We start from the raw sequence: 20,750 nt of genomic DNA, 5'->3' as shown, positions 1-20,750 counted from the left end.
CACGCCGGAACCCGCCTGCCGTGCTCACCACAGATCATGGACTGATTGGATTTACCAATCGGTCCATTTTTTCATGACGCTGGAGTGAGCAAATATGGCGGGTATAAACGCAATGCCGGGTGTAGGCAGCATGGGCGGTGGTGGACAGGTTGCCGGTGGCCCTCAACAGAACCAGGGGCTGGATCAGCAGATCAAGGACGTTCAAAGCAAAATCAAAGAGATGCAGTCACAAGGTGCTAAAGGCGGCCAGGGCAGCGAGGGCGGAGGTGGCCTCGACGAACTGATGAAACTGTTGGAGAAACTGCTCGCCCAAAAAGCTCAAGGTGGGCAGGGTGCGCAAGGCGATCAAGGCGCGCAGGATGGCCAAGGTGGCGGCCAGGGTCAGGGCCAGATCCAAATGCCGGAGACCCAAGGCACAGGCAAGGTCGGCGGTTAAACGCCACCTCTCGAAAACCGCCCTTTCAGGGCGGTTTTTGCGTGCTCAATCCGCTATTCAGCCTGTAACGACGTGAGTGGCGTACTACAGGGTGTCGCACGTCATGCAGATGAAATGGAAATGTCTGGAACCGGTTCGACTTAAATGCCACATAAAAAGTGGCTACCTACATAGATTGGGTCGAGGATGAAAATACATATTCCTGTATTGGAAAACATGTTGGCCATGGCAAGGCAGCATGTGGCGCTGGAACAGGAAGCCGCTCGCAGGTACAAGCGCGATCAAGGCAGGGACGAGCAAGCGAGCGCGAAGATTGAAATGCCAGCCGAGGACACGAATCGCACTATCCAGTTTGACGAGCCGAAAAAAAACCCACCGTGAGGTGGGTTTTCTTATCCAGCGCCAATCAATCAGTTGGCAACGGAAGACCGTGGCTTGACGGGCTGGTTGTCGTTGGAGATGGTCACTTCAACGCGGCGGTTCATGGCACGGCCCGAAACGCTGCCGTTGTCGGCAACCGGGTATTCCTTGCCGTAACCCTGGGTCACGATGCGCGAGATATCCACGCCTTGTTGAGCCAGTGCGCGTTGTACCGAAGCGGCACGACGCTCGGACAGGCTTTGGTTGTACGAATCGGAACCGGTGCTGTCGGTGTAGCCTTCGACGATCACTTTACGGTCCGGGTTATCGCGCAGGAACTGAGCCAGCTTGGTGATGTTCACGAGGCCGCTGGATTTCAGGTCGGACTTGTTGGTGGCGAACAGCACGTCACCAAAGGTGACCAGCGTGCCGCGATCGGTCTGCTTGGCGTTCAGGCTGTCCTGCAGTTGCTTGATCTGCGCATCGCGGGCATCCAGCAACGCACGGGCACGTTCGTCGCCGGCGTTTTTCAGCTTGGCTTCGGATTCACGCAGCACGATGGTGTCTTTGGCGACTTCAACGCGCTGGTTGGTCAGGTAGGCCAGTTGGTCGACTTTCTTCTGGTCTTCCTTGTCGCGGTAGGCCTTGTCAGCCTTGTCCAGCCATTCGCTGGCGTCCTTGGTTTCCAGGGCCGCGAGCTTGGTGGCTTGCGGGTTGGTCTGCAGGGAGGAGAAGTTGGTCCGCGCGTTTTCCAGGTTCGCGTTTGGCGGGGTGGAGCAGGCCGCCAGTGCAACGCTCATCGCCAGCAGGGCAGGGATCATCAATTGTTTACGCATAGTCGTGTCGTCCTTTCAATTCTTTATCGGGTGCGATTGGGTCACAGGAAGCGTCTTACTTCTGCTGGATAGCAGCTGGACGCATGCCTTCCTTACGCAACTCATCAACAGCCTTTTGGGAATCCTTCACAGCCTGTTCAGCCTTGGCGGCCTGGGCCTTGCGCTCTGCGACGCGGGCGTCCCACTCGGCTTGTTCAGCCAGGCGGCGGGCTTCGTCGTAGTTCTTGTCGTGCATGGCAATCTCGGCTTGCTTGAGCTTGTCCTGGGCCGACTTCATTTCCACCGCAGCGTACTCAGTACCGCCAGCGCTGACAGCGCTGTTTACCGCGGACTGGGTGACGGCGTACTGCTCGGTCGGAGGATTGCCGGCGCAGCCCGCCAGAACGAAGCTGGTGCCGATTGCCAGCGCGGCCAATTTGAGCCCGCGCAGGTGGTTAAACGAGGATTTGGCAGTGCTGGTCTTCATCGTCTTCAACTCCATTGGATAACTCCTGAAAAACATCAAAATCCATGTCACTGGTCTGCGGCGGCGGGCTTGGCACTGATGCGCAAATTGCCCTTTAAAACGACCGTTCCAAGTGATGGCTTACTGGCTGTGACCGGAGGCTTTTTTCAAAAGTTCAGAGAAGATGGCGATTTGCCTAAAAAAATATCTGACTGGTTGGTCAGCGTAAAAAGTTGGAACTTCTGCGTTGCGCAGCGGTACGCCGGGCCCTTTAGGAGCCCGGAATACAAGGGGTTTTGTGGGGTTGAGTCAGTGTTTCTGTTCGTCGCTGCTCGCTGACAGATCATGCAGATAACGGCGCGACAGTGTCAGAAAACGTGGGGTAGGGCCGACGTCTTCGTACAGGGGGTCGCCTTCTTCATCGGTGGCAATGACGTGCTGGCCCTTGATGTAGGGGAAGCTGGCTTCCAGCTCTTCAAGCGCTGCGCCGATCAACTCACCGAGCAATTCTTCGGGGTGGCGCTTGGGGTACATCTCGGTAATGGCCGCCAGCCGCGCGGCGGACTCCATATCCAGGTGGATGGCGTACTCGGTCTTGGTCAAGCGACCCTTGGCGTTCTCTTCCCAATGCTGGGCCAGTTCTCGAATTTTCATGGCAACCTCAATGAAGCCCGCTTTTAGCAGGCGGTGATGAGTGTCCAGTCGCCTGCGCGGATAAACGCGACGACTTATCCTTGAGACTAGCTGCAACTCACAAGGTTTAAAGTCTTGTCATAAATCGAGGCTGGCGGCACTCTGGCAAACCTGCGCGTCCCGGATTTCTGGCTGGAGATTGGCTGATGAGTGATATCGATGCACGCTTGCGTGAGGATGTTCACCTGCTGGGTGAGCTATTGGGCAACACCATTCGAGAGCAGTATGGCGATGATTTCCTCGACAAGATCGAGCAGATCCGCAAAGGCGCCAAGGCTGACCGGCGCGGTGCCGGCGATGAACTGAGCACCAGCCTCAACCAGTTGCAGGAAAACGAACTGTTGCCGGTGGCCCGTGCCTTCAACCAGTTCCTCAACCTGGCCAACATTGCCGAGCAGTACCAATTGATCCACCGGCGTGATGAGTCGCAGCCGGCACCGTTCGAGTCCCGCGTCTTACCTGAATTGCTGGCGCGGCTGCAAAGCGAAGGCCATAGCAACGAATCCCTGGCCCGTCAGTTGGGGCGCCTGGAGATCGAACTGGTCCTCACCGCCCACCCTACCGAAGTGGCGCGCCGCACCCTGATCCAGAAATACGATGCAATCGCCGCGCAACTGGCGGCCCAGGATCACCGCGACCTCACCACGGCTGAGCGCGAGCAGATCCGCCAGCGCCTGCAACGTTTGATCGCCGAAGCCTGGCACACCGAAGAAATCCGCCGCACCCGACCCACGCCCGTGGACGAAGCCAAGTGGGGCTTTGCAGTGATCGAGCACTCGCTGTGGCACGCGATCCCCAACTATTTGCGCAAGGCTGACCAGGCGCTGCACGCCGCCACCGGTTTGCGCTTGCCCCTGGAGGCGGCGCCGATCCGCTTTGCGTCGTGGATGGGCGGCGACCGTGACGGCAACCCGAATGTCACAGCCCCGGTCACCCGCGAAGTGCTGCTGCTGGCGCGCTGGATGGCCGCCGACCTGTACTTGCGCGATATCGATCACCTGGCCTCTGAGCTGTCGATGCAGCAAGCCAGCCCGGCGTTGCAGGACAAGGTCGGTGATAGCGTCGAGCCTTATCGCGCCTTGCTCAAGCAACTGCGCGAACGCCTGCGCGCTACACGGCAATGGGCACATACCGCGTTGAGCAGTAGCACCCCGGCGCCGGCCGAGGTATTGCAGAACAACCGCGACCTGTTGGAGCCGCTGGAGCTGTGCTACCAGTCGCTGCACGAATGCGGCATGGGCGTGATCGCCGATGGCCCGTTGCTCGACTGCCTGCGCCGTGCGGTGACCTTCGGTCTGTTCCTGGTGCGCTTGGATGTGCGTCAGGATTCCAGCCGTCATTCGGCCGCCATGACCGAAATCACCGACTACCTCGGGCTGGGTCGTTACGAGGACTGGAACGAAGAGATGCGCATCAGCTTCCTGATGAAGGAGCTGGCCAACCGTCGACCGCTGCTGCCGGGCTATTTCAAACCGTCAGCGGACACTGCCGAGGTGCTCAACACCTGTAAGGAAGTCGCCGCCGCACCGGCTGCATCCTTGGGTTCGTATGTCATTTCCATGGCCGGTGCTGCGTCGGACGTTTTGGCGGTGCAACTGCTGCTTAAAGAGTCGGGCGTGCAGCGGCCGATGCGCGTAGTGCCGCTGTTCGAAACCCTCGCCGACCTAGATAACGCCGGCCCGGTGATCGAGCAACTGTTGCTGTTGCCCGGCTATCGTGCGCGTTTGCAGGGCCCGCAGGAAGTGATGATCGGCTACTCGGACTCGGCCAAGGACGCCGGCACCACCGCCGCCGCGTGGGCGCAGTACCGGGCGCAGGAGCGTCTGGTGGATATCTGCCGCGAGCAACAGGTGGAGTTGCTGTTGTTCCATGGTCGCGGCGGCACCGTCGGCCGTGGCGGCGGCCCGGCTCACGCGGCAATCCTGTCGCAGCCACCGGGTTCGGTGGCGGGGCGGTTTCGCACCACCGAACAAGGCGAGATGATCCGCTTCAAGTTCGGCCTGCCGGATATCGCTGAGCAGAACCTCAACCTTTATCTGGCTGCTGTGTTGGAGGCGACGCTGCTGCCACCGCCGCCGCCGGAGCCGGCCTGGCGCCATTTGATGGATGAATTGGCGGCAGACGGTGTCAGCGCTTACCGCGCCGTGGTGCGGGAAAATCCGCAGTTCGTCGAGTATTTCCGCCAATCCACGCCGGAACAGGAACTGGGTCGCTTGCCCTTGGGCAGTCGCCCGGCCAAGCGTCGTGCGGGCGGGATTGAAAGCCTGCGCGCGATCCCGTGGATCTTCGGCTGGACCCAGACCCGCCTGATGCTCCCGGCCTGGCTCGGCTGGGAAGCGGCATTGAGCAAGGCCCTGGAGCGCGGCGAAGGCGAGTTGCTGGGACAGATGCGTGAACAGTGGCCATTTTTCCGCACCCGTATCGATATGCTGGAAATGGTGCTGGCCAAGGCGGATGCCGATATCGCCCGCCTGTATGACGAGCGGCTGGTGCAGCCGGACCTGCTGCCATTGGGTGCGCATCTGCGCGACCTATTGTCGCAGGCGTGCAGCGTGGTGCTTGGCCTGACCGGCCAGTCGCAACTGCTGGCCCATAGCCCGGACACCCTGGAGTTCATCCGCCTGCGCAACACCTACCTCGACCCCCTGCACTTGCTGCAGGCCGAGTTGCTGGCGCGTTCACGCCAGCAGGAAGCGGCGCAGGATAGCCCTCTGGAGCAGGCGCTGCTGGTCTCCGTGGCGGGTATTGCTGCGGGTTTGCGTAACACCGGTTAAGGTTTTTTGCGTGTTCTCAATGGCTTGCAGATAAACCGCAGCGGCTGCCCTGAAAAGGGCAGTTGGCATTTATGGGGCCGGGTTGCACTCAGGCACACCCTACCTATGACGCATGCCCTGCGCGGGTTCCTGCGACTTTTGGCGGCTTGTGTGGTTAAGGCCTGCTGTGTATCTTGATCAGCCTTTGGCCGTTTGGGCGGCCCGAATTCTATTTTTACGCGATTGGCCCCACGCGGCGAATCCGAGCACCATCTCTATAAAAAATTGAGGAGCACATCAATGCGCGTCATTCTGCTGGGAGCTCCCGGGGCCGGTAAAGGTACTCAGGCAAAGTTCATCACTGAAAAATTCGGCATTCCACAAATCTCCACTGGCGACATGCTGCGTGCGGCGGTCAAGGCCGGCACCGAGCTGGGCCTGATCGCCAAGAGCGTGATGGACAGCGGTGGCCTGGTTTCCGATGACTTGATCATCAACCTGGTCAAGGAACGCATCAGCCAGGAAGACTGCAAGAACGGTTTCCTGTTCGACGGCTTCCCACGCACTATTCCCCAGGCTGAAGCCCTGGTGAAAGCCGGCGTTGAGCTGGATGCGGTGGTTGAAATCGCGGTGGAAGATGAAGAGATCGTCCAGCGCATTGCCGGTCGTCGCGTTCACGAAGCCTCGGGCCGCGTGTACCACACCGTCTACAACCCACCAAAAGTGGAAGGCAAGGACGATGTGACCGGCGAAGACCTGGTACAGCGTAAAGACGACACCGAAGAAACCGTGCGTCATCGTCTGTCGGTCTACCATTCGCAGACCAAGCCGCTGGTGGATTTCTACCAGAAGCTGTCCGCCGCCCACGGCAAGCCGAAGTACAGCCATATTCCTGGCGTCGGCTCGGTTGAAGCGATCACGGCCAAAGTGCTGCAAGCACTGAGCTGATCGCTCCACCGGCTTCACGGATAACGGCCCGCTTGCGGGCCGTTGTTGTTTATACTGGCGCACTTTTTTTCGACTTGGACACCCACACCGATGAGTACCCTGCTGGCCCTGGACACCGCGACTGAAGCTTGCTCCGTTGCCCTGCTGCACGATGGCAAGGTGACGAGCCACTACGAGGTGATCCCGCGTCTGCACGCGCAGAAGCTGTTGCCAATGATCAAGCAGCTGCTGGAAGACGCCGGCACTACGCTGGCTGCGGTGGATGCCATCGCCTTCGGCCGTGGTCCGGGTGCGTTTACCGGTGTGCGTATTGCCATCGGTGTGGTGCAGGGCCTGGCATTTGCGCTGGAACGCCCGGTATTGCCGGTGTCCAACCTGGCCGTACTGGCCCAGCGCGCCTTGCGTGAACATGGCGTTCATCAGGTTGCGGCGGCTATCGATGCACGCATGGATGAGGTGTACTGGGGCTGTTACCGCGAAACGGCAGGCGAGATGCGCCTGGTGGGTGTAGAAGCCGTGCAGCCGCCTGAGTCGTCCGTATTGCCGGGTGATGCCAGTGGTGACTGGTTCGGTGCTGGCACCGGTTGGGGTTACGGCGAGCGCATCGCGGTGCCTTTGATTGGCCAGGACGCTGCGATGTTGCCGCATGCTGAAGATTTGCTGGCCCTCGCGCGTTTTGCATTTGATCGGGGAGAGGCAATTCCAGCGGACCAAGCGGCTCCGGTTTATCTACGCGATAAGGTGGCGCAGACAAAGGCTGAACGCGGGATTATTTGACGTCAAAAATGATGGCAATTTGGGGCTAAATTCACCAATCGTCAGAATTTGGCCCCGGTTTTAAACCTTTTTCAAATTATGTGTTCTAGTTATCACCAGAGCATTTGCGCACCACGGATGATGCTGCCAAAATGCCATTACTGATAGCGAGTTCGCGCCCATGCGTATTGATGGCTTTTCCTCACAGTCTTACCCAATCAAGCGCAAGCCGCGTAAGGCAAACGTCACGGTAGACGAGTCTGTCGAGGATTCGCCGGACTTCATCGAGGTCCAGTCCGACGCCCAAGCCAACGCTCAAGCCCGTATCAGCGGTCTTCCCGCCCGTCAGCAAGACATGGTCTTCCCGCGCTCCATGAGCAAAAGCGTCGCCACCGCCCTGGCCAGCTACCTGACCACCGCCGGTTTTGTCGAATGGGATATGGAAGTGCTGGGCCTCGACATCCACATCTGATGCGCCTGCCTTACTACCTCGGTTGCCCGTCCTGGAGTGAAAACGCCTGGCGCGAATACCTGTACCCCGCCGATGCCCGTTCCAGCGACTACCTCGCGCTCTACTCCCAGGTCTTCAACGCCGTTGAAGGCAACACCACGTTCTATGCACGACCCTCGGCCGCCACGGTGCAACGCTGGGCTGAAATCATGCCCGACGATTTCCGTTTCACGGCCAAGTTTCCCGGTGATATCAGCCACAGCGGCAACCTGATTGAGCAGCTACCGGCTGCGGAAAGCTTTGTGGGTTTGATGAGCCCTCTGGGTGAACGGGTCTCGCCGCTGTGGTTGCAGCTGCCCGCGACGTTCACACCGCAGCGTCTGGGGGAGTTGGCAGGCTTCATTGATGGCCTTGAGCGGCCCATGGCGGTGGAAGTGCGTCATTCGGAATTCTTCGCCAAAGGCGATGCCGAGCGCATGCTTAACCGCTTGTTACGGGACCGGGGTGTGGAGCGCATCTGCCTGGACCCGCGTGCGTTGTTCAGTTGCACGTCTACATCGGCCGCCGTGCTGCACGCCCAATCGAAAAAGCCCAAGGTGCCAACCCGGCCGGCGGCCCTGACGCAGTTTCCCCAAGTGCGTTTTATCGGTCATCCCGAACTGGAAGCCAACGACCCATTCCTGATGCCGTGGGTGGAAAAAGTCGCCGGGTGGATCGAAGAAGGCCGCACCCCCTACGTGTTCCTGCACACCTCGGATAATCGCCTCGCCGCACAACTGGCCCTGCGTTTCCACGACCAACTGATGGCGCGCCTGCCGGGTCTGCCGCCGCTGCCGACCTTGGATCGTGCTCCCGCCGTGGAGCAACTGGGGTTACTCTAGGGCTCCTTTTCCCGCCAGGAGCCAGACATGGATGCCCAAACCCTTCGCGCCGAAACCTTCAAGGCCTTGCACGAGCGTGACCGCGCGTTCGTGATGCCCAACCCGTGGGATGCAGGCTCCGCCGTGATGCTGGCCAGCCTGGGGTTTGAAGCCCTCGCCACCACCAGTGCGGGCTACGCGTTCAGCCTGGCGCGCCCGGATGCGGAAGGTGCGTTGTCCTTGGACGACACCTTGATCAACGCCCGCATGATTGCCCAGGCCACGGCGTTGCCGGTAGCGGCTGACCTGGAGAACGGCTTCAGCGACACCCCCGAAGGCTGCGCCCAGACCATCCTGCGTGCCGCCGCCACCGGCATTGTCGGCGGCTCCATTGAAGACGCCACGGGCATTGCCGCCGATCCGATCTATCCTTTCGACCTGTCCGTCGAGCGCGTCGAAGCTGCGGTGGCCGCCGCGCGCAGCCTGCCATTCCCGTTCACCTTGACGGCCCGTGCGGAAAACCTCCTGTATGGTCGCCTGGATTTGCCTGACACCATCCGCCGCCTGCAAGCCTACGCCGAAGCCGGTGCCGACGTGCTGTACGCGCCGGCGCTGCGCAGTGCCGAAGAAGTGCTGGCGGTGGTCAAGGCGGTGGCGCCCAAGCCGGTGAACGTGTTGATGTCCGGCGGCTTGAACCTCAGTGTCGCGCAGCTCAGCGCGATGGGCGTGCGGCGGATCAGCGTCGGCTCGGCCCTGGCGTTGGCGGCCTATGGCGAGTTCTATCGTGCCGCCCAGGAAGTGTACGAACTGGGCACGTTCACCTTTACCGAGCGCAAGATGCCCTTCAGTCAGGCCAACGAGTTCTTCAAGGGCTAAGGGATGCGCTTTTTCAAAGTGATGGGCGTGCTGCTGATCCTGGCGGGCGGTTTTGCCGTTGGCGTCTGGCGTGGCTGGGTGCCTCTGCCGGCTGATTGGAATCCTTGGGCGCCGCTGGATGTGCGCGCCAGCCCGAACTTGTTGACCCGCTACAAGCTGGGGCGCCTACAGGATGACCCTGCGTTGTGCGACCAAGTGCTGGAAACCTCGGGCCTGCGCGTCAGTCATCAAGCCGATACACCCGCCGATGCCGCGTGTCCGCTGCGCAATACCTTGCGCGTTCAGGGGGCCGCGGTTGGGCTGAGCAGCAGTTTTCTCGCCAGTTGCCCGCTGGCGGTGGCGTTCGCCCTGTTCGAGCGCCACAGCCTGCAGCCGGCGGCCCAGGCTGTGTTCGGCCAGGCGGTGACGCGGGTCGATCATCTGGGCAGCTTTGCCTGCCGCAATATGTATAACCGCGCCGAAGGGCGACTCAGCCAGCATGCGTCCGCCAATGCCCTGGACATCGCCGGTTTTCGCCTGGCGGACGGGCGCAGTATCAGCGTGCTCAAGGATTGGCCGGGGGAGGGCGACAAGGCGCGCTTCCTGCGTCAGGTCCGCGACAGTGCCTGCGATGATTTCAACGTGGTGTTGAGCCCGGACTACAACGCCGCGCACCGCAACCATTTCCATCTGGATATGGGGCGTTGGTGGGTGTGTCGCTGAGTGTCAGGCGGCCAGGCGCAGGTTCTGGGTGACCAGCGGGCGCGCCCAGTAGTAGTCGAAGTCGAGCGCCTTTTGCTGAGCGACCAGCTCTTCAGTCGGGTACGGCGTGGCAGCCGGCGGCAGCAGGTCCAGTTCGAATTCGGCGATGGGCAGGTGCAGTGGGCGTGGCTCCGGCGCCGGACCTGGCTCTGGCAGCGGTTCGCCAGCGGTGAGCACAATCGGGCGCACCCAACCGCTTTCGAAGTTCTGCTGGCGTTGCTGGGCGACGATTTCTTCTTGCGGGAACGGCGTGGCAGCCGGTGGCAGCAGCTCGGTTTCGAACTCGGCGATCGGCAGGAACAGCGGTTCTGGTGGGGCAATTTCGGTGTCTTTCACGTCGCACTCACGCTGGGTGAGGATCTGCGACAACAGGTCGGCGCCGGCGCTGGGTTCTACCGCTGGGTCCGCCGGTGCCGGCGCCTGCACTGCCAGCGCGTCCGGCGTATCGCCGAGCTGTTCGGCCAACGCGCGGGCGAAGAAGTCCTGCCACACATGACTCACCCCGGCCAGCGCTTGGGTATTGCGCAGGCCGTAGTGGTTGTGGGTCGGCAGTACACCGATGGTTAGGGGAAGAATGTCTGACATTTTTCTCGGTCGACGCTCAGCTCTGGCAAAATACCTGACTGTTGTTTTTATCGGCCGCTGTTTGCCGATCCTTAATATTTTTGAGCGTAGCGATTGATGAGCGAACAACCAGCGGCCAGCCGCATCCAGGTCGAGGCCTTGGGCGAAGCGTTCCAGGGCCGTGCCGAGCAGTGGGCAACACTGCTCGGGTTGCCGATGCGCCTGGCGGATGCGGACTTTTCCCTGCAAGTGGGCGAGCACGGCCTACAGCTGCAACAGCTCGGGCCTGACGCGCCGGGGCCGGTGCGGGTGGACTTTGTCGAAGGCGGCGCGGCGCATCGGCGCCTGTACGGTGGTGGCAGCGGGCAGATGATCGCCAAGGCCGTGGGCATCGCCCAAGGCGTGCGTCCACGGGTGTTGGACGCCACGGCTGGCCTGGGCAAGGACGCCTTCGTGCTGGCCAGCCTGGGCTGCGAGATGAGCCTGATCGAGCGTCAGCCGCTGATCGGCGCCTTGCTTGAGGATGGTCTGGCGCGAGGCGCGGATGATTTTGAGGTAGCGCCGATCGTGGCGCGCATGAAATTGCTCAAGGGCAACTCCATCGACGTGATGCGCGACTGGGAAGGCGAGCCGCCCCAGGTGATCTACCTCGACCCGATGTTTCCACACCGTGAGAAAACCGCCCTGGTGAAAAAGGAAATGCGCCTGTTCCGGCCGCTGGTGGGGGATGATCCGGACGCGCCGGCGCTGTTGGCGGCCGCCCTGGCCCTGGCCAGCCACCGTGTGGTGGTCAAGCGTCCGCGCAAGGCGCCGTGCATCGAAGGGCCTAAGCCGAGCCATGCGCTAGATGGCAAGTCCAGCCGGTATGACATCTACCCCAAGAAAGCGCTCAAGGTTTAAGCGGCAAGCGGCAAGCAAAAGCGCTTTCAACTTGCAGCTTGCAGCTAACCGCTTGCCGCTGCCTCCCTCCTATACGCCCGCATAAACAACCCCACCACCTCCTGCACATGCGCTTCGGCGGCTTCTTCACTCAGTTGCCCGCCGCAGCCATACAGCAAGCAGAAATTCGCCGTGCCCTTGAGCAGGCAGAAAAAATGCTCGGCCGCCGTAAAGGGCTTGTCGATGCTCAGTGCGCCGCTCTGGTCGATCTTGCCGAGCAGGCGTTCCATGCCTTGCAACATGCGCATGGGACCGGCCTCGAAGAAAATCTGCGAGAGTTTCACGTCCTGATTGCCGGTGGTCATCATCAGGCGATGCAGGTTGACCGATTCCTCGCTGTTGATCAGGCGATGGAACCCTCGCGCGATATTCAGCAACACAGTCTCCACGGGCATGCCCGCAGGCAACTCGAAGTACATCACCGGCAGTTGCTCTTCGCACTTGGCCACCACTGCGGCGGTGAACAAGGTCTCTTTGTCGTTGAAGTGGCTGTACACGGTCAGTTTCGACACGCCGGCCTCAAGGGCCACGGCATCCATGCTGGTACTGGCGTATCCATTGCTCAAAAACAGGATTTTCGCTGCTTCGAGGATTGCCTGGCGTTTTGCCATGTCCTTGGGGCGCCCGGGGCTATTGGTGTTTACGGGATTGTCGGACATTTTCACCTTTAATGCTGGACTGGTGAGTTTGGTATTAATAACATACCCGCCAGTATAATTATTCTTAGCTTCATTTGCGAAAGGTCCTACAGCATGCGCAGTACTTTCCTGCCCTTTGCGTTGCCTGTCAGTCTGGTCTTCCTGTTGGCCGGATGCGGTCATGAAGAAGCGGCCCAGACCACCCTCCGTCCGGCCATGGTGGTGCAGCCACAGCCTTCTGCACAGTCGATGGACAGCTACCCCGGTGAAGTGCGCGCCCGTTATGAGCCAGACCTGGCCTTTCGCATCGGTGGCAAAGTCAGCAAGCGCTTGGTGGAAGAGGGCGAGCGGGTCAAGGCCAATCAGGCGCTGGCCGAACTCGACCCTCAGGACGTGCGCCTGCAACTGGAAGCGACCCGTGCCCAAGTCGCCGCCGCCGAGGCCAACCTTAGCCTGGTGCGCGCCGAGCGTGACCGCTACAAGACCCTGATGGACCGTCAGATGGTCAGCCGTTCCCAGTACGACAATTCCGAAAATCTCTATCGATCCGGTGAGGCCCGTCTCAAGCAGATCAAAGCCGAGTTCGACGTGGCCAGCAACCAGGCCGGCTATGCGGTGCTGCGTGCGCCGCAGGACGGGGTGGTGGCCAAGCGTGCGGTGGAAGTCGGCCAGGTGGTGTCCGCCGGCCAGACCGTGTTCACCCTGGCTACCGATGGCGAGCGCGAAGTATTGATCAGCCTGCCGGAGCAGGGTTTTGGTCGTTTCAAGATCGGCCAGCCGGTATCGGTCGAGCTGTGGAGCCAGCCCGACCAGCGCTTCAGCGGTCGCATTCGTGAGCTGTCGCCGGCTGCCGATCCAAAGTCGCGTACGTTCGCTGCCCGTGTGGCGTTTATCGGCGGCAAGGTCCCGGCCGAACTGGGCCAGAGCGCCCGGGTGTTCATACAGGTCGACGGCGATGTTCCACTATCGGTCCCACTGTCGGCCCTCAGCGCGGAGAACGGTGCGTCCTACGTGTGGCGTGTACAGCCAGACAACACCCTCAAGCGCACACCGGTCCGCATCGGTGCCTTCGGAGAAAAAACCGTGCCGGTACTGGAGGGTTTGAGCGCCACGGATTGGGTCATTGCTGCGGGTGTGCATGTGCTCCATGAGGGCCAGCAAGTGCGCCCGGTGGATCGCTCCAACCGTGTGGTGAATCTGGCGGCCAAGGAGTAGTCCCCGATGGGTTTCAATCTTTCCGAATGGGCGTTGCGTAATCGCCAGATCGTACTGTTCCTGGTGATCCTGCTGGCAGTGGTCGGCACCTTGTCCTACTCCAAGCTGGGACAAAGCGAAGACCCGCCGTTCACCTTCAAGGCCATGGTGATCAAGACCAACTGGCCCGGCGCCACGGCCCAGGAAGTCTCGCGGCAAGTCACCGAACGCATCGAGAAAAAACTCATGGAGACCGGTGAGTACGAGCGCATCGTCTCGTTCTCGCGCCCCGGCGAATCCCAGGTCACCTTCATGGCCCGTGACTCCATGCATTCGGCGCAGATTCCCGAGCTGTGGTACCAGGTGCGCAAGAAGATCAGCGATATCCGCCAGACCTTGCCGCCGGATATCCAGGGGCCGTTCTTCAACGATGAATTCGGCACCACCTTTGGCAATATCTACGCCCTGACCGGCGACGGCTTTGATTACGCCGTGCTCAAGGACTACGCCGACCGTATCCAGATTCAGCTGCAGCGCGTGGCGGATGTGGGCAAGGTCGAGCTGCTGGGCCTGCAAGACGAGAAGATCTGGATCGAACTGTCCAACCTCAAGCTGGCCACCCTCGGTTTGCCGCTGGCGGCGGTACAGCAGGCGTTACAGGAACAGAACGCTGTCTCCACCGCCGGGTTCTTCGAAACCCCGAGCGAGCGTGTGCAACTGCGGGTTTCGGGCAACTTCAAGAGCGTGGAAGAGATCCGCAACTTCCCGATTCGCGTAGGTGATCGAACCTTCCGCATCGGCGACGTGGCCGACATCCACCGTGGCTTCAATGACCCACCGGCACCGCGCATGCGCTACATGGGCGAAGACGCGATCGGCCTGGCCGTGGCCATGCGCGACGGCGGCGATATCCTGGTATTGGGCAAAGCCCTGGAAGGCGAATTCGCACGCCTGCAGAAGAACCTTCCGGCCGGCATGGAGCTGCGCAAGGTGTCGGACCAACCGGCAGCGGTGAAAACCAGTGTCGGCGAATTCGTGCAGGTACTGGCCGAAGCGCTGGCCATCGTGTTGCTGGTGAGTTTCTTCTCCCTCGGCGTGCGTACCGGCATGGTGGTGGCCCTGGCGATTCCGCTGGTGCTGGCGATGACGTTTGCCACCATGTATTACCTCGGTATCGGCCTGCACAAGATTTCCCTCGGCGCATTAGTGCTGGCGTTGGGTTTGCTGGTGGACGACGCGATCATTGCCGTGGAAATGATGGCGATCAAGATGGAACAGGGTTACGACCGGCTCAAGGCCGCGAGCTTTGCCTGGACCAGCACTGCGTTCCCGATGCTCACCGGTACGCTGATCACCGCAGCGGGCTTCCTGCCGATTGCCACCGCGCAATCGAGTACCGGCGAATACACCCGTTCGATCTTCCAGGTGGTGACCATTGCCTTGCTCGCCTCCTGGGTGGCTGCGGTGGTGTTTGTGCCGTATCTGGGGGAAAAACTCCTGCCGGACCTGGCGAAGATTCATGCCGCCAAGCACGGCACCGATGGTCCGGATCCCTACGGCACACCTTTCTATCAGCGAGTAAGACGCTTGGTGGAGTGGTGCGTGCGTCGGCGTAAAACCGTGATTGTCCTGACCCTGTTGCTGTTTATCGGCTCGGTGGCGCTGTTCCGTTTTGTGCCGCAGCAGTTCTTCCCGGCTTCTGGCCGTCTGGAGCTGATGGTCGATCTGAAGCTGGCCGAAGGGGCTTCCCTGAGCAACACCGCCGACCAGGTCAAGCGCCTGGAAGCCTTGCTCAAGGAACACGCGGGCATCGACAATTACGTGGCTTACGTCGGCACCGGTTCGCCGCGTTTCTACTTGCCGCTGGATCAACAACTGCCAGCCGCCAGCTTTGCCCAGTTTGTTGTGCTGGCCAAAACCATCGAGGAGCGTGAAAGCCTGCGCACCTGGCTGATCGAAACCCTCAACGAACAATTCCCCGACCTGCGCTCAAGGGTCACGCGCCTGGAGAACGGCCCGCCCGTGGGCTACCCAGTGCAGTTCCGTGTGACCGGCGAACATATTGAAGAAGTCCGCGCCCTGGCTCGGAAAGTTGCGGCGAAGGTTCGCGAAAATTCCCACGTGGTCAACGTGCACCTGGACTGGGAAGAACCGAGCAAGATCGTCTACCTCAATATCGATCAGGATCGCGCCCGTGCCCTTGGTGTGAGCACGGCCAACCTGTCGAAATTCCTGCAGAGTTCGTTGACCGGCTCCAGCGTCAGCCAATACCGCGAGGACAACGAATTGATCGAGATCCTCCTGCGCGGCACCGTGCATGAACGCACCGAGCTGTCGTTGCTGCCCAGCCTGGCGGTGCCGACCGACAATGGCAAAAGCGTAGCGCTGTCGCAGATTGCCACCCTTGAATACGGTTTCGAGGAAGGCATCATCTGGCACCGCAACCGCTTACCCACGGTGACCGTGCGCGCTGACATCTATGGCAAGGAACAGCCGGCGACGCTGGTCCAGCAGATTCTGCCGACCCTTGAAGGCGTACGTGCCGAACTGCCGGATGGCTACCTGCTGGACGTTGGCGGCACAGTCGAGGACTCGGCCCGTGGCCAGAACTCGGTCAAAGCCGGCGTGCCGCTGTTTATCGTGGTGGTGCTGACCCTGTTGATGCTGCAACTGCGCAGTTTCTCACGCACGGCCATGGTGTTCCTGACAGCGCCGCTGGGGCTGATCGGTGTGACGCTGTTCCTGCTGGTATTCCGCCAGCCGTTCGGCTTTGTGGCCATGCTGGGGACTATCGCGCTGTCCGGGATGATCATGCGTAACTCGGTGATCCTGGTGGATCAGATCGAACAGGACATCAAGGCGGGCCTGGCGCCCTGGCAGGCAATCATCGAGGCGACCGTCCGACGTTTCCGCCCGATTGTGCTGACAGCCCTGGCGGCGGTGCTGGCCATGATTCCGCTGTCACGCAGTGTGTTTTTCGGGCCCATGGCCGTGGCGATCATGGGCGGATTGATTGTGGCGACGGCGCTGACGTTATTGTTTTTACCGGCCTTGTACGCAGCCTGGTTCCGAGTCAAGCCACCGGCCGTGTAAAGAGTTGTCGTAGGGGATTTCACAAAGAAGCTACGGAGGCGGGAACGCTTCCAAGGCGGGGGCCACTCATTGATTACCTGATTGCCAGGTCTTCCGCCGGTAGGGCTTCACCCCTGCCGGTGGGAGCTTAAATCTGATGATTCAAGGAGTGCTCATGAAAATTGATATCAATGTCAGCTCTTCCCGGTCCGCGTGCAACAGCAACCCCTGCGGACCCAGCAAGCCTCAACCGGCCAAGCCTGACCCTTGCAGGGATCCTTGCAAGGACTCTTGCAAGCCCGGCAAGAGCCTGGCCATCGGCTTCGGTGTCATGCCCCTGGGCATGATCGCGTTTGGTGGTTTTGGCCTAGGAAAGTTCTTCTGATCGTAGAAGAACCACTTGAAGCCAGGCAGGTGAGCCCCCCACACCTGCCTGGGTTTATTTTCGGTTTACAGCGCGCCGAAGACTTTCTTCGCCAGGCTGGTTGCGGCGGCCGCAGGGTTCTCGCGAATGGTTTCTTCCTGCTTGGCAATCATCTTGAACAACCCGTCCAGCGCCTGTTCGGTCACGTAGTTTTCGACGTTGGCGCTTTTGGCATCCACTGCACCAAAGGCCGCGGCTTTGCCGGCCAGGGCGTTGTATTGCTGGGCGACGCCGACCTTGTCGGTTGCCGCCTTGACGATCGGCAGGAACTTGGCGCGGATCTGTTCGCGGCTGCTTTTGTTGAGGTACTGGGTAGCTGAGTCCTGACCGCCACTGAGAATGCCCTTGGCGTCCGTCACGCTCATGTTTTTCACGGCGTTGACCAGGATCGGCTGGGCCTGGGTCACGGCGGTTTCGGCGGCCTTGTTCATGCTGGTCTCCAGCTGGGTCACCTGGTCGCCCATGCCGAACATTTTCAGTTTGTCGGCAACTTTGCCCAGCTTGCCAGGCAGGCCGATCTTCACTTCCGGGTTGTTGCTGAAACCACCGGGTACGCCCAGTTGCTTCACGGCGATCTGCGCGCCTTGGGTCAGGGCGTCCTTGAGGCCGCCGCTGGCGTCGCCCTGGGACAGGCTGCTCAAGTCCAGGGCCATGGCGTTGGCGCCGAACAGCAGGCCGGCACACAGGGCAGTAAGACGAAGGGAGTTACGGAGCATGGGCGCTTCCTTTTTGATCTGGCTTAAATTCTAGAGACTGTCAGTGGGCGACAGCATCAACCCGCAGGCGCAACGGTTGCACGTCCTGGCCGTTGAGCTGCACAGCGTGCCGTTCGGTGGTGATAAACAGTAGCTTGCCCTCCACTTCGATGCGAGCGCTCACCGAATAAGTGTGGCCGGGTTTGACTTGCGCCGGGTCGTAGCTCAGGTGAAACGGCAGCGGCACCTGGCCTTTGACCGGGCCTTTCTGCTCGGCCAGGGTCACGGCCGGGGCGTCCATCAACGACACGTCTTGCAGGCTGACGCTCAAGGTCGCGGTCGGTGGAAGGGCGATGCGTTGCAGGTAGAACACTTCGCCATCAAGGCTGGCTTTGGGGGCAGGGCTCATGGATTGGCAGGCTCCGAGCAGGGCAGTCAGGCCCAGGAGGATGATCTTTTTCATGGTGTTGCTCCTTTTCAACGGCGCCGGAATCCCTCCGGCGCCTCTTTAAATCTAGCGGGTTTCTTCAGGTGCAGTGGCTGCGGGTTCGACCGGTGCTTCAGCGGCGCCATCCACTCGATGCAACGCCACCTGGCGGATCGACAGGCGAATCTCCGCCGGCAACACGCGCTTCGCCGCGCCTTCGGCCAGTTCGCCGAGCAGGTCGTGATAACTCAGCTTGCCGGCCTCGTCGCGGCGCAACACATCTTGCTCCAGCAAGGTCTGGATGAAATGTCGGAAAAGGCTCTTGTCGAAGAATTCCGGGGCGTTGAGGCCGTGCAGGATCGACAGGCGCTGGGCCATGATCGTGCACAGGTCTTCCAGCTCTTCGGCGCTGATGCTGTTCTGGCCACTGTTGAGCAGCAGCGAAATCGCCATGTAGAAACGTTGCAGGGTCTGGGCAATGCTCTTGGACAGCAAGGTCAACAGCACAAAGTGCCGCGAGCTTGGCGCCGGGCGCAGGTACACATTGTTTTCGAAACGCAGCAGGCCTTGTTCGACGAAGGCCTCCAGCCATTGGTCGATCACCGTGTCCAGTTCTTCCAGCGACCAACGAATGAACAGCTCCGATTGCAGGTACGGGTACAGCGCGTGGGTGTAGCGCAGGATCTGGTCGCGGCTCATCCGCGAACTGCTCTGAAAGAAGCTCGCCAGCAGCGCCGGCAGGGCAAAGATGTGCAGCACGTTGTTGCGGTAATAAGTCATCAGGACGGCATGCTGCTCGTCCAGGTACAGGATCTTACCCAGTGCGTCGCTCTGTTCCGACAGCAGGTCCATGTCCTTGACGTGCTTGATCAGCGCCAGGCCATCGCCTTCCGGCAGAGTGGTATGGGGCGAGTAGGGCACGCGGCGCAGCAGCGCCAGGTACAGGTCCAGCTGGCGCGCCATGGCCTGTTCATCCAAGGCCAGGCGGGTGGTGGACAGCAGCGCCAGAGCCACCAAGTTCACCGGGTTCACCGCCGCTGCTTCATTCAAGTGGCGCGCCACCTGTTCGCCAAGGCGGTTGGTGGTTTCGTTGAGCCAGGCGGGTTTATAGTTCGGGCCCAGTTCCTGGGAACGCCAGTCCGGTTGTTCGTTGTCGAGGAATTCGGCCAGCTTGATCGGCTCGCCGAAGTTGACCGCGACCTGGCCAAAGCGCTGCTTGAGCGCGCCGACCACTTTGAAGATGTCGAAGATCGATTCTTTCTTCTTGCTCGCGCCGCGCAGCTCGCCCAGGTAGGTGCGGCCTTCGAGTACGCGCTCATAACCGATGTACACCGGCACGAACACGATTGGCATGCGCGAGGAGCGCAAGAAGCTGCGCAGGGTGATCGCCAACATCCCGGTCTTCGGCTGCAACATGCGCCCGGTGCGTGAGCGACCGCCCTCGACGAAGTACTCCACCGGGAAACCCTTGGTAAACAGGGTGTGCAGGTATTCGTTGAACACTGAGGTGTACAGCGGGTTGCCCTTGAAGGTGCGGCGCATGAAAAACGCACCGCCACGGCGCAGCAGGCTGCCGATCACCGGCATGTTCAGGTTGATCCCGGCGGCGATGTGCGGCGGGGTCAGGCCGTTCTTGAACAGCAGGTAGGACAGCAACAGGTAGTCGATGTGGCTGCGGTGGCAAGGCACGTAGATCACCTCGTAACCCTGGGCAACCTTTTGCACACCTTCGATGTTATTGACCTTGATGCCGTCGTAGATCTTGTTCCAGAACCAGCTCAACACCACTTCGAGGAAGCGGATCGCTGTGTAGGTGTAGTCCGAGGCGATCTCGTTGCCGTAGCGCAGGGCCTGGGCCTTGGCTTTTTCCGGGCTGATCTTCTCCCGCTCGGCCTCATCGGCAATGGCCTGGCGCACCAGGGGCATGTTGACCAGGCCCTTCACCAGGTTGCGCCGGTGTGACAAATCCGGACCGATGACCGCCGTCTTCAGGTTACGAAAGTGCACGCGCAGGATGCGTTGGGCCATGCGCACGGTGCGTTCGTGGCCTTTATTGTGCTCGATCAATTCACGCAGGTTGATAGGCGCAGAGAATTGCACCCGGGTCTTGCGACCGAGGATCAAGATGCTCAACAGGCGGCGTAGACGCCCGGTGACGGCCCAGCTGTCGGCAAACAACAGCTTCCACGGGCTGGACTCGCTCTCGGGGGATTGGCCCCAGAACACGCTCACGGGAATGATTTGTGCATTCTCTTCCGCGTGTTCGGTGAGGGTGTTGACCAAGCGGGTCAGAGTGGGTGGCGCCCCGCGCTTGTCCTGGCGACCGAGCCAGTCCGGTTCCGGTGTGAGGTAGAAGAACGCCGCCGGTTCCATCAACGGGCCGACCGATACCGGCAGCACCGGGCGTGGCAGACCGGCCTTGGTGCACTCGGCGTCGACCACGGCCAATTCGGTGAGGGAGGGCGATTGCAGGACGTAGAACACCGGCCGGCTGCGGTCCAGGTTAAGGGTCAGGGACGACTGGTTGATCGTCTCCGAGCGAACCCAGAGGTACAACAGTCGGCGCAAGGTGCCGAACACTAGACGGCGGAACGGGGAACGGGTCATAGGCGTGCTGCTTCAAGTGGAAAAAACCGAGCAGG

The 20,750-nt window shown here is 61.0% G+C and carries 21 protein-coding genes; 13 read left to right on the top strand and 8 right to left on the bottom strand.

Annotated features, from left to right (window positions below):
- Positions 1 to 94: 94 nt before the first annotated feature.
- Positions 95 to 436, top strand: a complete 342-nt coding sequence (locus H096_RS34430) for a hypothetical protein (RefSeq protein WP_082461958.1) — start codon at positions 95 to 97, stop codon at positions 434 to 436.
- 186 nt (positions 437 to 622) lie between these two features.
- The gene (locus tag H096_RS29770) at positions 623 to 817 is read left to right on the top strand and encodes a hypothetical protein (protein ID WP_033902824.1); all 195 of its coding nucleotides are present in this window, start codon (positions 623 to 625) and stop codon (positions 815 to 817) included.
- A gap of 29 nt (positions 818 to 846) precedes the next feature.
- On the opposite strand, the gene H096_RS29765 is transcribed toward H096_RS29770, so the two are convergent.
- The 3 genes from H096_RS29765 to H096_RS29755 form a co-directional block, all read right to left on the bottom strand.
- Positions 847 to 1,632 (bottom strand): OmpA family protein, encoded by a 786-nt coding sequence (locus H096_RS29765; protein ID WP_033902823.1) that lies wholly within the window; start codon positions 1,630 to 1,632, stop codon positions 847 to 849.
- Between the two features lie 55 nt (positions 1,633 to 1,687).
- Entirely contained in the window at positions 1,688 to 2,098 is a 411-nt protein-coding gene (locus tag H096_RS29760; RefSeq protein ID WP_174555875.1) for a DUF4398 domain-containing protein, read from the bottom strand.
- A gap of 288 nt (positions 2,099 to 2,386) precedes the next feature.
- Positions 2,387 to 2,731, bottom strand: coding sequence for a hypothetical protein (locus tag H096_RS29755; RefSeq protein ID WP_033902821.1), 345 nt, complete (start codon positions 2,729 to 2,731; stop codon positions 2,387 to 2,389).
- Positions 2,732 to 2,916: 185 nt separating this feature from the next.
- Between H096_RS29755 and ppc the strand changes: the two genes are divergently transcribed.
- The 7 genes from ppc (at position 2,917) to H096_RS29720 (ending at position 10,116) form a co-directional block, all read left to right on the top strand.
- Entirely contained in the window at positions 2,917 to 5,544 is a 2,628-nt protein-coding gene (gene ppc / locus H096_RS29750) for a phosphoenolpyruvate carboxylase (protein ID WP_033902820.1), read from the top strand.
- A gap of 279 nt (positions 5,545 to 5,823) precedes the next feature.
- Positions 5,824 to 6,471: an adenylate kinase gene (gene adk / locus H096_RS29745; RefSeq protein WP_033902819.1), complete on the top strand. Its 648-nt coding sequence runs from the start codon at positions 5,824 to 5,826 to the stop codon at positions 6,469 to 6,471.
- Positions 6,472 to 6,561: 90 nt separating this feature from the next.
- Positions 6,562 to 7,248 carry a tRNA (adenosine(37)-N6)-threonylcarbamoyltransferase complex dimerization subunit type 1 TsaB gene (gene tsaB / locus H096_RS29740; protein ID WP_033902818.1) on the top strand — a complete coding sequence of 229 codons (687 nt, stop codon included), beginning with the start codon at positions 6,562 to 6,564 and terminating at the stop codon, positions 7,246 to 7,248.
- Positions 7,249 to 7,408: 160 nt separating this feature from the next.
- On the top strand, positions 7,409 to 7,699 hold the full coding sequence (locus tag H096_RS29735) for a hypothetical protein (protein WP_016979856.1): 291 nt from the start codon (positions 7,409 to 7,411) through the stop codon (positions 7,697 to 7,699).
- Complete coding sequence (locus H096_RS29730) at positions 7,699 to 8,559, top strand: DUF72 domain-containing protein (protein ID WP_033902817.1); 861 nt, start codon at positions 7,699 to 7,701, stop codon at positions 8,557 to 8,559. The genes H096_RS29735 and H096_RS29730 overlap by 1 nt, the downstream gene beginning before the upstream one ends.
- A 27-nt stretch (positions 8,560 to 8,586) precedes the next feature.
- Positions 8,587 to 9,414 (top strand): isocitrate lyase/phosphoenolpyruvate mutase family protein, encoded by an 828-nt coding sequence (locus H096_RS29725; RefSeq protein ID WP_033902816.1) that lies wholly within the window; start codon positions 8,587 to 8,589, stop codon positions 9,412 to 9,414.
- 3 nt (positions 9,415 to 9,417) lie between these two features.
- The gene (locus H096_RS29720; protein ID WP_033902815.1) at positions 9,418 to 10,116 is read left to right on the top strand and encodes an extensin family protein; all 699 of its coding nucleotides are present in this window, start codon (positions 9,418 to 9,420) and stop codon (positions 10,114 to 10,116) included.
- Between the two features lie 3 nt (positions 10,117 to 10,119).
- Here H096_RS29720 and H096_RS29715 read toward each other — a convergent pair whose 3' ends face one another.
- Complete coding sequence (locus H096_RS29715; protein WP_033902814.1) at positions 10,120 to 10,740, bottom strand: hypothetical protein; 621 nt, start codon at positions 10,738 to 10,740, stop codon at positions 10,120 to 10,122.
- Between the two features lie 96 nt (positions 10,741 to 10,836).
- Between H096_RS29715 and H096_RS29710 the strand changes: the two genes are divergently transcribed.
- The gene (locus tag H096_RS29710; protein WP_033902813.1) at positions 10,837 to 11,619 is read left to right on the top strand and encodes a class I SAM-dependent methyltransferase; all 783 of its coding nucleotides are present in this window, start codon (positions 10,837 to 10,839) and stop codon (positions 11,617 to 11,619) included.
- A gap of 44 nt (positions 11,620 to 11,663) precedes the next feature.
- Here the strand turns inward: H096_RS29710 and H096_RS29705 are convergent, their stop codons facing one another.
- Entirely contained in the window at positions 11,664 to 12,317 is a 654-nt protein-coding gene (locus tag H096_RS29705; RefSeq protein WP_033902812.1) for a TetR/AcrR family transcriptional regulator, read from the bottom strand.
- A 93-nt stretch (positions 12,318 to 12,410) separates the two neighbouring features.
- Between H096_RS29705 and H096_RS29700 the strand changes: the two genes are divergently transcribed.
- From H096_RS29700 to H096_RS29690, 3 genes are all read left to right on the top strand, one after another.
- A complete protein-coding gene (locus H096_RS29700; protein WP_033902811.1) occupies positions 12,411 to 13,511 on the top strand; it encodes an efflux RND transporter periplasmic adaptor subunit in 1,101 nt (366 codons plus the stop codon).
- A 6-nt stretch (positions 13,512 to 13,517) separates the two neighbouring features.
- Complete coding sequence (locus H096_RS29695) at positions 13,518 to 16,583, top strand: efflux RND transporter permease subunit (protein ID WP_033902810.1); 3,066 nt, start codon at positions 13,518 to 13,520, stop codon at positions 16,581 to 16,583.
- 154 nt (positions 16,584 to 16,737) lie between these two features.
- Positions 16,738 to 16,947, top strand: a complete 210-nt coding sequence (locus tag H096_RS29690; RefSeq protein ID WP_033902809.1) for a hypothetical protein — start codon at positions 16,738 to 16,740, stop codon at positions 16,945 to 16,947.
- A 65-nt stretch (positions 16,948 to 17,012) separates the two neighbouring features.
- Here the strand turns inward: H096_RS29690 and H096_RS29685 are convergent, their stop codons facing one another.
- Genes H096_RS29685 through plsB form a run of 3 tightly spaced genes read right to left on the bottom strand, consistent with a single transcriptional unit; the run spans position 17,013 to position 20,715 of the window.
- On the bottom strand, positions 17,013 to 17,702 hold the full coding sequence (locus H096_RS29685) for a DUF4197 domain-containing protein (protein WP_033902808.1): 690 nt from the start codon (positions 17,700 to 17,702) through the stop codon (positions 17,013 to 17,015).
- A gap of 40 nt (positions 17,703 to 17,742) precedes the next feature.
- Positions 17,743 to 18,144, bottom strand: coding sequence for a YbaY family lipoprotein (locus H096_RS29680; RefSeq protein WP_033902807.1), 402 nt, complete (start codon positions 18,142 to 18,144; stop codon positions 17,743 to 17,745).
- A 51-nt stretch (positions 18,145 to 18,195) separates the two neighbouring features.
- Positions 18,196 to 20,715 (bottom strand): glycerol-3-phosphate 1-O-acyltransferase PlsB, encoded by a 2,520-nt coding sequence (gene plsB, locus H096_RS29675; protein ID WP_033902806.1) that lies wholly within the window; start codon positions 20,713 to 20,715, stop codon positions 18,196 to 18,198.
- Positions 20,716 to 20,750: the final 35 nt, after the last annotated feature.

Origin of the sequence: Pseudomonas sp. FH1 (assembly GCF_000510895.2) — a bacterium.
GTDB classification, from domain to species: Bacteria; Pseudomonadota; Gammaproteobacteria; order Pseudomonadales; family Pseudomonadaceae; genus Aquipseudomonas; species Aquipseudomonas azotoformans_A.
This window is presented reverse-complemented; position numbering and strand designations above follow the sequence as displayed.